At 38.5% G+C, this 13,267-nt stretch carries 12 protein-coding genes; 5 read left to right on the top strand and 7 right to left on the bottom strand.

All coding sequences use genetic code 11. From position 1 onward, the window contains the following. Positions 1–84: 84 nt before the first annotated feature. Both M3189_RS05595 and M3189_RS05590 read right to left on the bottom strand, forming a co-directional pair. Positions 85–669 carry a nucleotidyltransferase family protein gene (locus tag M3189_RS05595; RefSeq protein ID WP_251632783.1) on the bottom strand — a complete coding sequence of 195 codons (585 nt, stop codon included), beginning with the start codon at positions 667–669 and terminating at the stop codon, positions 85–87. A gap of 235 nt (positions 670–904) precedes the next feature. Then, on the bottom strand, positions 905–1,840 hold the full coding sequence (locus M3189_RS05590; RefSeq protein WP_251632782.1) for a hypothetical protein: 936 nt from the start codon (positions 1,838–1,840) through the stop codon (positions 905–907). 278 nt (positions 1,841–2,118) lie between these two features. Here M3189_RS05590 and M3189_RS05585 point away from each other — a divergent pair, with 278 nt between their 5' ends. Together M3189_RS05585 and M3189_RS05580 are read left to right on the top strand one after the other, a co-directional pair. Then, a complete protein-coding gene (locus M3189_RS05585) occupies positions 2,119–2,895 on the top strand; it encodes an arylamine N-acetyltransferase family protein (RefSeq protein WP_251632781.1) in 777 nt (258 codons plus the stop codon). 101 nt (positions 2,896–2,996) lie between these two features. Further along, positions 2,997–4,052, top strand: coding sequence for a phosphotransferase (locus M3189_RS05580; protein WP_251632780.1), 1,056 nt, complete (start codon positions 2,997–2,999; stop codon positions 4,050–4,052). Between the two features lie 89 nt (positions 4,053–4,141). Here M3189_RS05580 and M3189_RS05575 read toward each other — a convergent pair whose 3' ends face one another. Next, positions 4,142–5,062: an SGNH/GDSL hydrolase family protein gene (locus tag M3189_RS05575; protein ID WP_251632779.1), complete on the bottom strand. Its 921-nt coding sequence runs from the start codon at positions 5,060–5,062 to the stop codon at positions 4,142–4,144. A 174-nt stretch (positions 5,063–5,236) separates the two neighbouring features. Beyond that, complete coding sequence (locus M3189_RS05570) at positions 5,237–6,538, bottom strand: alpha-glucosidase/alpha-galactosidase (protein ID WP_251632778.1); 1,302 nt, start codon at positions 6,536–6,538, stop codon at positions 5,237–5,239. A 199-nt stretch (positions 6,539–6,737) separates the two neighbouring features. On the opposite strand from M3189_RS05570, the gene M3189_RS05565 reads away from it, so the two are divergent. Continuing rightward, positions 6,738–7,826: a hypothetical protein gene (locus M3189_RS05565; RefSeq protein WP_251632777.1), complete on the top strand. Its 1,089-nt coding sequence runs from the start codon at positions 6,738–6,740 to the stop codon at positions 7,824–7,826. 3 nt (positions 7,827–7,829) lie between these two features. Continuing rightward, entirely contained in the window at positions 7,830–9,047 is a 1,218-nt protein-coding gene (locus tag M3189_RS05560; RefSeq protein ID WP_251632776.1) for an amidohydrolase family protein, read from the top strand. A gap of 50 nt (positions 9,048–9,097) precedes the next feature. Here M3189_RS05560 and M3189_RS05555 read toward each other — a convergent pair whose 3' ends face one another. Beyond that, positions 9,098–10,072 carry an NAD(P)H-dependent flavin oxidoreductase gene (locus M3189_RS05555; RefSeq protein ID WP_251632775.1) on the bottom strand — a complete coding sequence of 325 codons (975 nt, stop codon included), beginning with the start codon at positions 10,070–10,072 and terminating at the stop codon, positions 9,098–9,100. Positions 10,073–10,255: 183 nt separating this feature from the next. Further along, complete coding sequence (locus tag M3189_RS05550; protein WP_251632774.1) at positions 10,256–10,774, bottom strand: adenylyltransferase/cytidyltransferase family protein; 519 nt, start codon at positions 10,772–10,774, stop codon at positions 10,256–10,258. 221 nt (positions 10,775–10,995) lie between these two features. On the opposite strand from M3189_RS05550, the gene M3189_RS05545 reads away from it, so the two are divergent. Next, a complete protein-coding gene (locus M3189_RS05545; protein WP_251632773.1) occupies positions 10,996–11,127 on the top strand; it encodes a YjcZ family sporulation protein in 132 nt (43 codons plus the stop codon). Between the two features lie 107 nt (positions 11,128–11,234). Here M3189_RS05545 and M3189_RS05540 read toward each other — a convergent pair whose 3' ends face one another. After that, positions 11,235–13,238 (bottom strand): acetoacetate--CoA ligase, encoded by a 2,004-nt coding sequence (locus M3189_RS05540; RefSeq protein ID WP_251632772.1) that lies wholly within the window; start codon positions 13,236–13,238, stop codon positions 11,235–11,237. Between the last annotated feature and the right edge of the window lie 29 nt (positions 13,239–13,267).

Below are 13,267 nucleotides of genomic sequence, written 5' to 3'. Positions count from 1 at the left end.
ATAAATCAAAATGATGATTTATGATCATGGAGACGGTTCTCGCGGTCTCTTTTTATTGACTAAAGTGGACCATGAGAATCGTCCCTACGGTCCTACGGTCGCAATGGCTTTTTGATAATCCTCCTCCGTATCAACATCCATGAGTACTCCTGGGTCATCCACATTGATGTATTCCTTTTCGTAACCATTGAGGACCATGCGCAAATTACTTTCTGGATTGGTTTCGAGAATTTTTTGTTTTAATTCGCAGGATAATTTAATGGGATGACCACCATTATATTTAAAACTTGGAATCACTATATTCCCATTGTGTTCCGCCAGTAGCTGCAGAGTCTCTTTTTTAACAAGCGGACAATCTCCGGGTGTTATAAAGAAGGCTTTGGCATCTACTTCTGTACATCCTTTTTGGATGGAACTAAACATTCCCAGGTTAAAATTTTCATTATAAACAAACTTTATCTCAAAGGAATAGGCTTTTTTATTGTTAATTACCCTAATTTCCTCTTGGATGAGTTCCTGTTGATACCCCGCAACGACAATGACTCTGTTGCATATCCCTTCGAATTTAGAAATCGTTTGCTCCAGCACAGACATTTTCCCCAATGGCAAAGTCATTTTAAATGCATTTGCTCGCCTTGAATATCCAGCAGCCAAGACGATTGCTTCCATTTTTATCACCTCAGTCCATTAGGTCTAGTGGGACGTTTTTTTGGTCTTTATTTGTTTAACTAATGTCCACGAGAACCGTCCCTGTGGTCACAATTAATGTTTATTCCGACACTATCATGATTATCAATTAACAATGGTAATTTATATTTTGTTTTCCTCTTCCACACATGAAAAAGGAGCCAGTCACTTAACAAGTCACTGGCTCCCTTTTCCTCATCTTTATTAGCAAGGAGTATTATTTACTATCCTTTTTTTTCTTCTTTGGTGGTTTTGGATATATTTGAGGTGGTTTTGGATATATTTGAGGTCTTTCAGGACCCATATCTTCAATCCAACTATCTATTATTTCATTGAGTTTTTTGACGATTTTTGAGTTGCTGTGATGGTGTTGTGGGTTATTACAGCTGCATTGATTACCTGACTCGAAATTGTCAATTGATTCATTATCCTCCATGGAATTGAACTGATTTTGTGTTGCAAATCCGCTGCCGGTACCTATTAATGCAGTACCTTGGTTAACACCTGTAAATTGTGCATTTTCCAAAATAATTCTATTTTGACGAGCTACAGTACATTGTCCACCATTGATGTAGGGATTCATTGCAGGAACAAAAGGGAACATGATATTTTGAGGATCATTGTTATGATCATCACCAGGGTTTGAAGGGTCATTAATTGTAGAGACGATAGGGTTTAGACTCAGAATACGATAGAATAATATATGACCGACTTCATGAGCAAGCAAATATGTTTCGAATGCACCATCACTTAATGAGCAACGTCCATAGATACTATAAAGATTTGTGTTCGTTACGTTGTCGACCACTGGACCTGCATTTCCTACATGTCCTCCGTTAAAGGTTTCACCACTTAAATAAACGACATAAATCGCTGTAGCGAAATTTGTTGCGGCTCTTGCCTCATCGATTACCTGCATAATTCTTGGGTCTGCTGAACTCGTAACGGTAGACGCATTAATTGTTACCTCCGGGCGATAAATGAGACTGTGTGAAACAAACGTTATACCACAAGCCACACCGGGTGGGTTCCCTGTCCCCCAAACTTCATTTGCTCTTTGAATATCGCCTTGCACCCTAGCGTTTCGTAGTTCAGGAGTTTCACTTGATCTAGCACCTCTAGTAAAAATACTAACAATAGAAACTACTGGCATTTATATAACACCTACTTTCATATAAATTTCTCTTACATAATAGTAGATGCGAGACTACCAAAAGTAGCTTGTACGTTTGAATTAGGTGATTTTCATCATTTTTAATAGAAATGAATTTTACTAGTGACAACATCTAATAAGATAGTAAACCTCATTCTAGGTTATAGAGTGAGGAAAAATGATATTGATCCTTCACGTAATCCTTGCTCATACTTATTTGGGTTACCTTGAGCATTTTGCTATCATATAAATAGGATTGTATTAAGGAGGTTCGGTGAATGAGTGACTTTAACTTACTTTTTCGTAATAGAATAGGGATCCCGCAAAATGAAATGATTACGTTTCAAAACTTAGATATGGTTCTTGAAAAGACGGCCAAGTCCATTCCGTTTGAGAATTTATGTATTATTGAAAAAAGAACGAAGGAAATTACAAAAGAGAATATAACTGATAAAATACTAGAAAAAAACGAAGGAGGACTTTGTTACGAACTAAATTCAATTCTCTATATTTTCTTAAGTGAAAATGGTTTTAACCCAACCTTAATCCGAGGAGTAACTTATAATCAAATGAATCAACAATGGAGTGCGACTGGAAATACCCATGTGATTAATCTTATTACCCATAACGGGCAGGCCTATCTTGTTGATACGGGTTTTGGAGGGTTCTTACCATTAAAGCCTGTTCCGTTAAGCGGAGAGACGGTTGTTTCTAGTAATGGCGAATTCAGAGTGGATTGTGTAGGAAGTGAACATGGGGATTATATTTTGTACATGAAATTGAATCATAAAGACGAAAACTGGAAGATAGGATATGCTTTTAATTCTAAAAAGGAAATTCAAGATATAACTGAATTAAACGAGGTCCAAAGAATTATCATTGAACATCCTGAATCTATATTTAATAAGAAGCCATTGATCACTAAAGTAACAGACAAAGGGAACATTACATTAACAGACACTACATTTACAGAATGGGTTGATGGAGCATTGAGCAAGGAAAGTATTAATGAAAAACGATTCAAAGAAATAAGAAAAAAATATTTTAATCTTTGAGGAAATGGGGAGGACATGGGGACAGTTCTTCCGGTCTTTTGTCTATAAGACCTTCCAATATCCCATCAGATACATACAAAAAATGCAAAGGACTACTGATTATGATGTTACAAAAGAATATATACATAGATGAAATACTTGCTCAATTCTTTCCCGCAGGCAGTTGGGAGACACGGGTTGGGCAAAGTGGTGCAAACAATACCACACGATTTGTTACTGTTGATGATGAGCAATATGTACTCCGCATCTATGAAACCCATCAAGATGAAGATAAGGTAAAATATGAGCATGTACTTCTTGACGCGCTAGCGGATATGCCTCTAACTTTTTCAATACCCCAGCCTGTTCGTTCATGTGATGGAAAAACAATTGTAAAAACCAGGGATGGAAAGATTGCTGGTTTATTTCGGTACTTGGATGGTGTAAATCCTACACTTAATAAATTGACAGAAATTCATTCTTTTGGGAGAACTGCTGGTCAATTGTCAGCTTCGCTCGCACATGTTCAAATCGATCAGCTTCCTGCCTACAGACCGTATTATGAGATTGAAAACACTCATCCTAGTTGTTCTCTACAGGATATATTGATTTTTTGCAAAAATCCTCCAGGAGAATTTTCTGAACAGACTACTGATTTACTCGTTATTTTTGAACAGCTCTCTTCTTTTATGGAGCAAGCGTCTAAATTAAGGCAATTGCCGCATCAGCTGGTCCATGGCGATTTAAACGCATCCAACATTCTGGTCAATGAAGATGGAGTGGTGTCAGCTGTTCTCGATTTTGAATTTGTTACGAACGATTTACGGGTAATGGAACTGGCTGTTTGCTTATCAGACTTCATCCAACCCAGCGAAGATTCAACCATTACTTGGGCAAAAATTAATGCATTTCTTACAGGTTATGGTCAATCTCTAATGTTGACAGAATCCGAAATTGAAGCAGTTCCTGTCCTCATCCAACTTAGAAGTCTTGACGTTTTCATTCATTTTCTAGGGCGATATATGGATCAGGTTAGCACCATTGATATCGTTAAAGAATATATTCAAAAATCAGCGGTACGCTGCAAATGGATTTTGGATAATAAGAATAGATTGATTACGCTATGTACTACTAATTTGATAGATAAAAATGGTAAAAAAACACCCCGTAAATGTTAGTAGAGTGTCTAACATTTACGGGGTATATCAAACCTCCGGTGCTTTTTTAGGACTTATGTCCAAGAGAACCGTCCTCACGGTCACCACGGTCACATTCCCAAGTATTCTAATACTCGCTGTGCCATTAGTTTGTAGCCACTTGTGTTTGGGTGGAATTCATCTTTTGCCAATAAGTCTTCGTTTGAGTTACTGAATAGGTCTTTTGTTGGGATATAGCTTACATTATCATATTCCTCTGCAAGGGATTTTCCATCATTATTCCAATTATCTATAATCATACCAAGTTCTTTTATTTCACCAAAGTACCGTTCAAACGGATTATAAAATCCAATTAAATAAATTTGGGTATCAGGATTCAAGTCATTGATTTTATTGATAATGGCTGTTAAACGCTCGATATATTTTAACCTTTCCTCTTGGAAGGGTTCCATCGTAACGTTCATAAAATTTGATTTTAGTACTTTCATAATGTCATTCGCACCAATTGTGATTAGTACCTTATCTGCCTCTTTAATGGCTGAGGCAATTTCTTCTTTGTCCAGCCGTTTCAGTAGTTGATCTGACCGATTTCCTTTTTTACCGAAATTTTCAACATTGATATTTAGGTTATTATCTTCGAAAGTATGGTTAAGGATGCCAACATAACCGCCATTCTCTGTTTCATCACCAACTCCTTCGGTTAGAGAGTCGCCGATTGCCACAATCTTTTCATCTTTTTTGAAAAGATCTAATGCAATTTCCACTACTTCCCTGACTTTAGCCTTAATATCATCGGTAATTGGTTTATCGTTATCCTTCTCCTGTACAGTTTGTACTTCTTCTACTTCTGGAGTATTTTCAACTGGTAATTCTATCGTACTTTCTGTTTGTTCTTGTTTAACAGAAGCGATTGCCTTTACAGTTTCCACATTTGATTGGTCACGATCTGGCATAAATATATATATAACGCTTCCAAATAACAAAATACCCATAATAATGAATGTCATCGATGCTCGTTTTTTTCTCTGCAAATTCACCACACCTATTAATATTGAAAGTTTATATTCTAATAATATAGTTTATTCATTTTATCATGACAGGCAACATTTCGAAAGACAACAAATATTAGAAATTAAAAGGGACGGTCTTCAGGCTGCCTTCGTCTACTAACGAATCCCCTGTAAACCGTCCCAGCAATTATTATCTTATGAATATGGAGGTAGCCAGCTTCCGTGTTCTTTAAAGAGGTCATCACACAATGAGATTATATCATCGATGGACAACTCTGCACTTGTATGTGGATCCAGCATCGCCGCTTGATAAACGGCTTCCCTTTTTCCAGTGATGGCCGCTTCAATGGTTAGAAGCTGTGTATTGATATTGGTTCTATTGAGTGCAGCAAGCTGTTCTGGCAAATTTCCAATATAACAAGGCATGATTCCGCTTCTATCGACTACACAAGGCACTTCTACACAGGCGTTCTCTGGAAGATTACTGATTAACCGTCCAGTGTTAAGTACATTTCCGCCAAATTTAAATGGTACATTTGTTTCCATGGCTTCTATAATTCTAGAACCATATTCTCGAGACCGAGAGTGTGTGAGTTTACTATTATTCACCATTTCTTGCCGCATCGTTTTCCAGCCTTCGATTTGGTTCACACAACGACGGGGATATTCATCGAGAGGAATATTAAATTTGTCTATAAGCTCTGGGTAACTATTCTTGATAAAATAAGGATGATACTCCGCATTATGTTCAGAAGATTCCGTCACATAATATCCGAATTTGTCCATTAACTCATAGCGTACCATATCTTTATGCTTTGTCTTTTGTTTTTCCTTTGCACGTCTCTTAATTTCTGGGTATAAATCCTGGCCATCGCATTTGACTTCTAAGAGCCATGCCATATGGTTAATCCCTGCGATTCTTTCTTCAATCCCTACATGGTCAATTCCCAAATCTCTAAAAAGGTGCTCCGTACAAACTTGAACACTATGACACAGCCCCACGGTTTTCACATTGGTATAACGAAGCATCACTCCCGTCAGCACTGCCATCGGATTGGTATAATTCAAAAACAGCGCATCTGGACAAACCTCCTCGATATCCCTGGCGAAATCGAGCATGACAGGAATCGTTCTAAGAGAACGAAATATCCCGCCAATCCCAATAGTGTCTGCAATCGTCTGACGAAGACCATATTTCTTCGGAATTTCAAAATCAATAAGTGTACTAGGCTCGTAACCGCCGACTTGAATCGCATTAATGACATATTTCGCCCCTCTTAAAGCTTCCTTTCTATTAACATACGATTTAATCGTAATATTTTTTTGATAATGACTTTTTAAATTCGTCAACATATTCTCTGAATCTTTTAACCGCTGCGCGTCGATATCATAAAGAGCAAATTCAAATCCCTCTAGGGCTGGGACGAACATACAGTCACCCAATACATTTTTCGCGAACACCGTACTTCCCGCACCCATAAACGTAATTTTTGACATACCGTAACATCCTTCCCGTGTAAAAGGTATCTTTTATTGTTCGTCCTCTACCAGTCTATTTTCTTGAATCGCTTGAACATGAAAGGGCTTTCCCCCTTCTTCCAAACCAAAATATACCATATTTTACCCATAAATTAAATGACAGGCACAAATATTTCGCCCATACATACTTTAAATAAAAATGTCGGGAGGTCTTTCCATGGAAGATAAACAAGCATCGCTTACTAAGTCAGCAAGATCGAAATGGCAGACTTTTGAAGTAATTGGTATATTGTTAGTCTTTGGGTTTTTGATTCTACTATTATTTGCGCCTAATTCCCTGTCCAGCCTTTTTGATACAATCATTAAAGAAGTAAAACCGATTGTCGTAGATATTTTTCTGACAAGTGAAGTCGGAATTGCAATAATTGTAAGCGTTATCGTAGGTCGACTTTTGGAGCGATTGGGTTTTACAGATGGGTTAATCCGAATATTCGTTCCGATTATGAAGTGGTTCAAAATCAATCCGGCGGTCATCATCCCAAGCGTATACAACATCCTTGGCGATATTAATGCTGCTGGAAAAATCTCTGGTCCAATCCTTGTCAAAGCAAATGCAACCAAAGCCGAGCAAAAAATAGCGGTTGCGACGATGATTCAATCTCCGCAATCCTTTGCTACCTTTGTTCTAGGACTCATCGCACTATCTGCATTTAGCATTAACGCCTTCCCACTCGTAATCTTATCCATTTTTGCCCCAATCATTGTCGTACCCTTTCTTCTATCTAGAACCATTTATCGTGATACCAAAAAAGTGGAGCTCGAGGAATTGCCACGTTTTACACCAACCACTAAATTTTTGCAAACGATTTTCTCATCTGCTAAAGAAGGTGTTGAACTGCTATTCTTAATAATCATTCCAGCCGTTGCAGCCGTCTTTTTCTTTATCGGAGCCTTAAAATTTATAGGTGTTTGGAGTTTCATAGAATCAAGTTTATCCTCCGTTCTCACGTTCATAAGTATTGAACCCGCTACCGGTATTGTGTCCATCCTTGCTGCTCCAACACTTGCGGTTGCTCAGCTTGCGGAATTTGCCAGCACCATTGACCCGCGTTTAATTGTCGGTTCATTTGTATTAGCCAATTCTGGACTGCCATTATCCGTTATCTTTGGCCAGGTGCCTGTCACCTGGGCAGAAACATCGAGTCTAAATGAGAGGGAAACGTTAGAGGCAGCGATTATTGGCATGGTTTTAAGATTTATGACGGCTTGTGTATTGGGATATTTTTTAACTCCATTTTTGGTGTGATGAATGATGATCTACTTGATTCGAAGTAAAAAGTTAGTAACTGTCAGTCATTTAGGGACGTTGGTAGACGGGGCGATGGTGATTGAGAATGGAAAAATAGCGGAGATTGGCAGCTTTGATTGTTTGAAGGGAAAATTTCCAAACCTCGATGTAATGGATTCTTCAGACTATGTGATAACACCATCATTAGTAGATTGTCATACCCATTTACTAGAATTTGCTCCAACCTCTCTTTATCCGGTGACGCCTGAAACTCATTTTTCAGCTGGAAAAGCAATCCTCCTTCAAGCATTGTCAGCCGGTATCACCGCACTTGGCGAACAAATCTGCGGCAACCCGCTTTGTGATTTTTCAAAGGAAGATTATCAAAAAGCCGTACTCGATCTTCCACTGGATATTTCCTTTGCAACCACTAGTATTTCCATTGGTTTCGAGAACTTGGCTCATTTTACTGCCATTACACAATCACGGGGCGTTACTCAATACGATTTATCCGACCCAGTCTTAGTTCAAATGATTGCTCATGAGAGTGACTATCCAGGAGAAAATATCTTTATCAATGCGACACCAGCGAATTTTACGGAAAAGGATGTCCCGCGAGCAGGAGAAATTATTTACACACTTAAGGAATTAAAAAAGGTTGTAGAAATCTATCATCAATTAGGTAAACGAATAGGTGCTCATGTTGCAGGTGAAGAAGGGATCAAACTTGCCTTAGAGGCTGGAATTGACGTCCTGCACCATGCGCATGGAATGACTGATGAACAAATTAAATTTGCTGCTAGACAAGGAGTTGAAATCGTTGCCACCCCAATGGGCGGAACACATTTACCGCCGAACTCACCAGAAGAAATTCTCAAATTCTTTCAAAAAGACATTCCAGTATCGATTTCAACGGACTCCTATCTCCCGCCGTACCTTGGAACTTCATGGCTGCCTTTTCAAGACCAAGCATTAAAAGGACCTGACGTCTTAATGTTAATCGCTCAACCAGCGATGCAGCTATTAAAAAAACAACATTACGATGAAAATGAAATTCTAGCACTATTAACAGACAATCCTGCTAAGCTATTAGGAAAAGGTGATACCTTTGGCCGGCTAGGAGTAGGATTAGATGCAAACTTCTTAGTAGCTGAAGGTATACCTGGACTAGAAATTACAGAAATTGATCAGATAAAAACCGTTTTTTATAAAGGTGTTAAAGTAATCAATCGAAAATAATAAAACGTGCCAGGCACCAACCAAAAATTGGTGGTACCTGGCACTTTTTTTCAAGCAAAAACTTGGCTCATTTTTATTACTCTCACTCTTGCAGCAATATATTCTTGGTGTAGTTTATCGATGTACTCCGCTGTACTGGTGACTTCGTTTATTACTCCAATCCCCTGGCCGCTTCCCCAAATATCCTTCCATGCTTTTGCCTGACCCGTTCCGCCAAAATTCATTTTCGATGGATCACTTTCTGGAAGTGCATAGGGATCTAAGCCTGCAGACCGGATGGACGGCGCAAGATAATTGCCATGTATACCTGTGAAAAGACTGCTGTTAACAATATCATCTGAGTTGCATTCCACAATCGCTTGTTTATAATCTTCAGCAGCCCTTGCTTCGTGGGTTGCAATGAACGGCGAACCAATATAGGCAAAGTCAGCCCCCATTGCCTGAGCTGCAAGAATTGCATTTCCGTTTGCAATGGAGCCCGCTAATGCTAACGGTCCACTAAACCACTGGCGGATTTCCTGAATCAATGCGAACGGACTCTTATCCCCCGCATGACCGCCAGCACCTGCTGCAACAGCAATCAACCCATCTGCGCCTTTATCAATTGCCTTGTGTGCGAACTTGTTATTAATAACATCGTGGAACACGAGACCTCCATAGCTATGTGCAGCGACATTGATTTCTTCACGGGCTCCAAGTGAGGTAATGATAATAGGAACTTTATATTTCATGCATAGCTCCATATCATGTTCTAGCCGGTCATTCGTTTTGTGAACAATTTGATTAATCGCAAATGGTGCAGCGGGACGCTCTGGATTTTGTGTATTATATGTAGCTAGTCCTTCTGTAATTTCTGCCAGCCACTCATCAAGCTGTGAGGCTGGCCTCGCATTTAAAGCTGGCATTGATCCAACGATTCCTGCCTTACATTGCTCAATCACGAGCTTCGGATTACTAATAATAAAAAGTGGTGAACCAATGACAGGAATCCTCAAATTTTTCAGGATTGACGGAATGCTTGACATAGACTCTATTCCTCCATTCAAAATAAGTTTTTTAAGATTATCACTTACTAGTAGAATTACTTCTATTATACAGAAAAACTGTAATAATATGGTTAGATTATTTAAAAAATAGATTGTCTATGATCTCTGTTTCTCAAAAAAATTAGAGTGACTCCGTCCTCTGTCCATGAACCCAGCTGACCGTCATCTATCGGCTTTCAATTTTTCTTCAAAATAAGGTTTTACCACATCTGGAAGGTATGACCAATGATAATGGACTCCTTCTTTGCGAATAGCTGTCGCTGAGATATTCACATTTGACCGGCTAGGATCAATCAGATAATGTTTTGCACTTGGATAATTTTCTACAAAAATCTCCGTATAATTAGTCTCCGAACTAAATACATAATCTATCGGTTTTCCAATTGCTTCCTTAATTAATCGAGCTCCTTCCTTCCAGTCGTAGTCATCATTCCCTTGGTCATCTTCAACCGATACCACTTGAACATGGGGCATATCCTTCGTTAATTGTGACAGCCAGTCTAAGCGTATTGGTGCGGAAACGTATTCCATTTTGGTATCTAGGCACAACTCTTTATCACGCTTTTCACTATGTGACAAAATCACATAAAGTTCATCCACAATGGATGCAGCCTGAACAATGGCATGCACATGACCAAGATGGAGTGGCAGAAACTTGCCGCCAATAAATCCAACACTCATTTAAAACACCTCTTATTAAGAATAATTATGTATGATTCCAGTTCATTCTCCCATTTTAAACATAGCTTGTTACGGGTTATTTAAAATATATTCCAGTATTCGTTTTTACTCAAGAAAATTCTGAAAAAAGTCTAAATAACTCCGTTATTCAAAACTTTTGTAACATACGATAGGCGTTTGTCATAGAATATATCCTTCCCAGAAAAAAGGAGGTCTCACACATGAGTTCAGAATATGGTGTAGGTTTAAGTTTTCCTTTAATCATTATCTTGTTTATCCTGTTGGTCATTATTGGTGCAGCATTTTGGTATAGTAACGACGAGTGTTACTACAATGGCACTTATAACGGTTGAAGCCCATGGGTCAATGACTAAATAGCCATATAAAAATTCATAATAAATAGCCTAGAGGCAATTTCCTCTAGGCTATGGATATTCATTTTCTAAGTATTTTGCTTCCCCTATAATTTCAAAGAGACATCACCAGATTCTATCAATTTCTGAAACTCAATAAAATAGTGCAACGATTGTGGATTTAGTAATGAATCTGAGTTAACAGCCTGATTGACGGGGATTCCCATTAATATTTTCTTTATAGGAACCTCAATTTTTTTCCCGTTTAATGTTTTAGGCAGTTCTTTTACACTAAAAATTTCATTCGGTACATGCCTAGGGGAACAATTTTGTCTTATCGTTTTATTAATATGGGATTTCAATTCCTCTGAAAATCGAATGCCCTCTTTTACAACGATAAATAATGGCATGTAGGATTGCTCACTGTTAATTGGTATGTCGACAATTAAACTATCGAGTATTTCTGAAATACTTTCTAAAGCACTGTATATTTCACTTGTCCCCATTCGAATTCCGCCCCGATTGATGGTTGCATCTGACCGACCATACATAATTCCAGATCCTCTAGAGGTTATCTTAATAAAATCACCATGTCTCCAAATATCAGGGTAAACATCAAAATAACTACTTTTGTACCGTTCCCCATTTTCATCATTCCAAAAATAAATCGGCATAGATGGCATCGGTTCTGTAACCACTAGTTCCCCAATTTCATCCACTACCTCTTCTCCTGCATCATTATAAGAAGTAACGGCTACTCCTAAGGACCGAGCTTGTAGTTCTCCAGAGTATACGGGCAATAACAGGCTTCCCCCCAGAAAACCAGAACAAATATCCGTTCCTCCGGTAGTAGAATAAAGCCAAATATCCTTCTTCACTTCTTTATAAACCCATTCAAACCCGCTTTCAGGCAAAGGTGAACCTGTTGAGCCAATGCTTCTTAAGTGTGAGAGATCAAATTCTCTTGGTTTCACATTTGATTTCATATTGGCCACTATAAAGCTTGCACTTGTACCCATCATGGTCATTTTGGTTGATTCCGCAAACTTCCACAGTGTTTCATCATTCGGATAGCTTGGATTTCCATCATATAGTAGGACCGTTGCACCAGTTAACAAACTACTAACAACTATGTTCCACATCATCCAGCCTGTTGTCGTATACCAAAAAAATCGATCTTCTCTTGTTAACTCCATTTGAAGTCCGTGAAATTTTAAGTGTTCAAGCAGGATTCCACCTTGACTTTGAACAATGCCCTTTGGTTTTCCTGTGGTTCCGGATGAATATAAAATCCAAAGCGGATGATTAAACGGAACGGATTCAAAGGTTAATGGGACATGATTATGTTCACTTATCACCTGATTCCAAAGCACGGAATTCTTCAAACCTGATAATTCAGGTTGATCTTGTAGGTTAGGGATAATGATTGTTTCTTCCAAAGTAGGTAATTCCGCTTGAATTCTTCCAACTAATTCAAGTCTGTCGTATTTCTTTCCTCCGTATTGATAGCCATCTGATGCGAACATTACTTTTGGTTGTATTTGTTTAAATCGATCAATAACACTCTGAATACCGAACTCTGGTGCACAGCTTGACCACACTGCCCCAATACTCGCACAAGCCAAAAATGCAGTTACCGTTTCATGAATATTAGGTGCATATGAAACAACGCGGTCACCTGGCTTAACCCCTTTTGCCTTTAAATAACCAGCAATTGCAGCTGTATTCTTTTTAAGTTCTGCCCATGAAAGTTCCTGCTGTGAACGTGTTTCCGACTTATAAATGATAGCCGCTTTTTCTTTTGTTTCATTCCTAAATATATGTTCTGCATAGTTTATTGTTGCACCAGGAAACCAATCGATATTTGGCATTTTGCCTTCAGATAGAACGACATCATAATCTGTTTTGGAAATAATCCTATAATAATCCCAAATAGCAGACCAAAATCCTTTCACGTCGGTAACGGACCATTCCCATAACTGATTATACTCTTCAAACTTTAACCCACGTGTTTCATCCAGCCATTTCATAAACTTCTTTATGTTTGATTTTTCTTGAACTTCACGTGAGGGTTCCCAGAGTAAGTTTCCACTAACATTTGCGGTCTTCAATCCTATCCCTCCTATCAAAATCATTCCAA

Source organism: Neobacillus niacini (assembly GCF_023715415.1).
Classification (GTDB): domain Bacteria; phylum Bacillota; class Bacilli; order Bacillales; family Cytobacillaceae; genus Neobacillus; species Neobacillus niacini_C.
The sequence above is the reverse complement of the archived record's forward strand: the minus strand, read 5'-3'. Positions and strand labels throughout refer to the sequence as shown.

Excerpts from the sequence above, each read along its gene's own strand:
- M3189_RS05595 (WP_251632783.1), bottom strand. The coding sequence starts at position 669 with ATGGAAGCAATCGTCTTGGCTGCTGGATATTCAAGGCGAGCAAATGCA.
- M3189_RS05590 (WP_251632782.1), bottom strand. The coding sequence starts at position 1,840 with ATGCCAGTAGTTTCTATTGTTAGTATTTTTACTAGAGGTGCTAGATCA.
- M3189_RS05585 (WP_251632781.1), top strand. The coding sequence starts at position 2,119 with ATGAGTGACTTTAACTTACTTTTTCGTAATAGAATAGGGATCCCGCAA.
- M3189_RS05580 (WP_251632780.1), top strand. The coding sequence starts at position 2,997 with ATGATGTTACAAAAGAATATATACATAGATGAAATACTTGCTCAATTC.
- M3189_RS05570 (WP_251632778.1), bottom strand. The coding sequence starts at position 6,538 with ATGTCAAAAATTACGTTTATGGGTGCGGGAAGTACGGTGTTCGCGAAA.
- M3189_RS05565 (WP_251632777.1), top strand. The coding sequence starts at position 6,738 with ATGGAAGATAAACAAGCATCGCTTACTAAGTCAGCAAGATCGAAATGG.
- M3189_RS05560 (WP_251632776.1), top strand. The coding sequence starts at position 7,830 with ATGATGATCTACTTGATTCGAAGTAAAAAGTTAGTAACTGTCAGTCAT.
- M3189_RS05555 (WP_251632775.1), bottom strand. The coding sequence starts at position 10,072 with ATGTCAAGCATTCCGTCAATCCTGAAAAATTTGAGGATTCCTGTCATT.
- M3189_RS05550 (WP_251632774.1), bottom strand. The coding sequence starts at position 10,774 with ATGAGTGTTGGATTTATTGGCGGCAAGTTTCTGCCACTCCATCTTGGT.
- M3189_RS05545 (WP_251632773.1), top strand. The coding sequence starts at position 10,996 with ATGAGTTCAGAATATGGTGTAGGTTTAAGTTTTCCTTTAATCATTATC.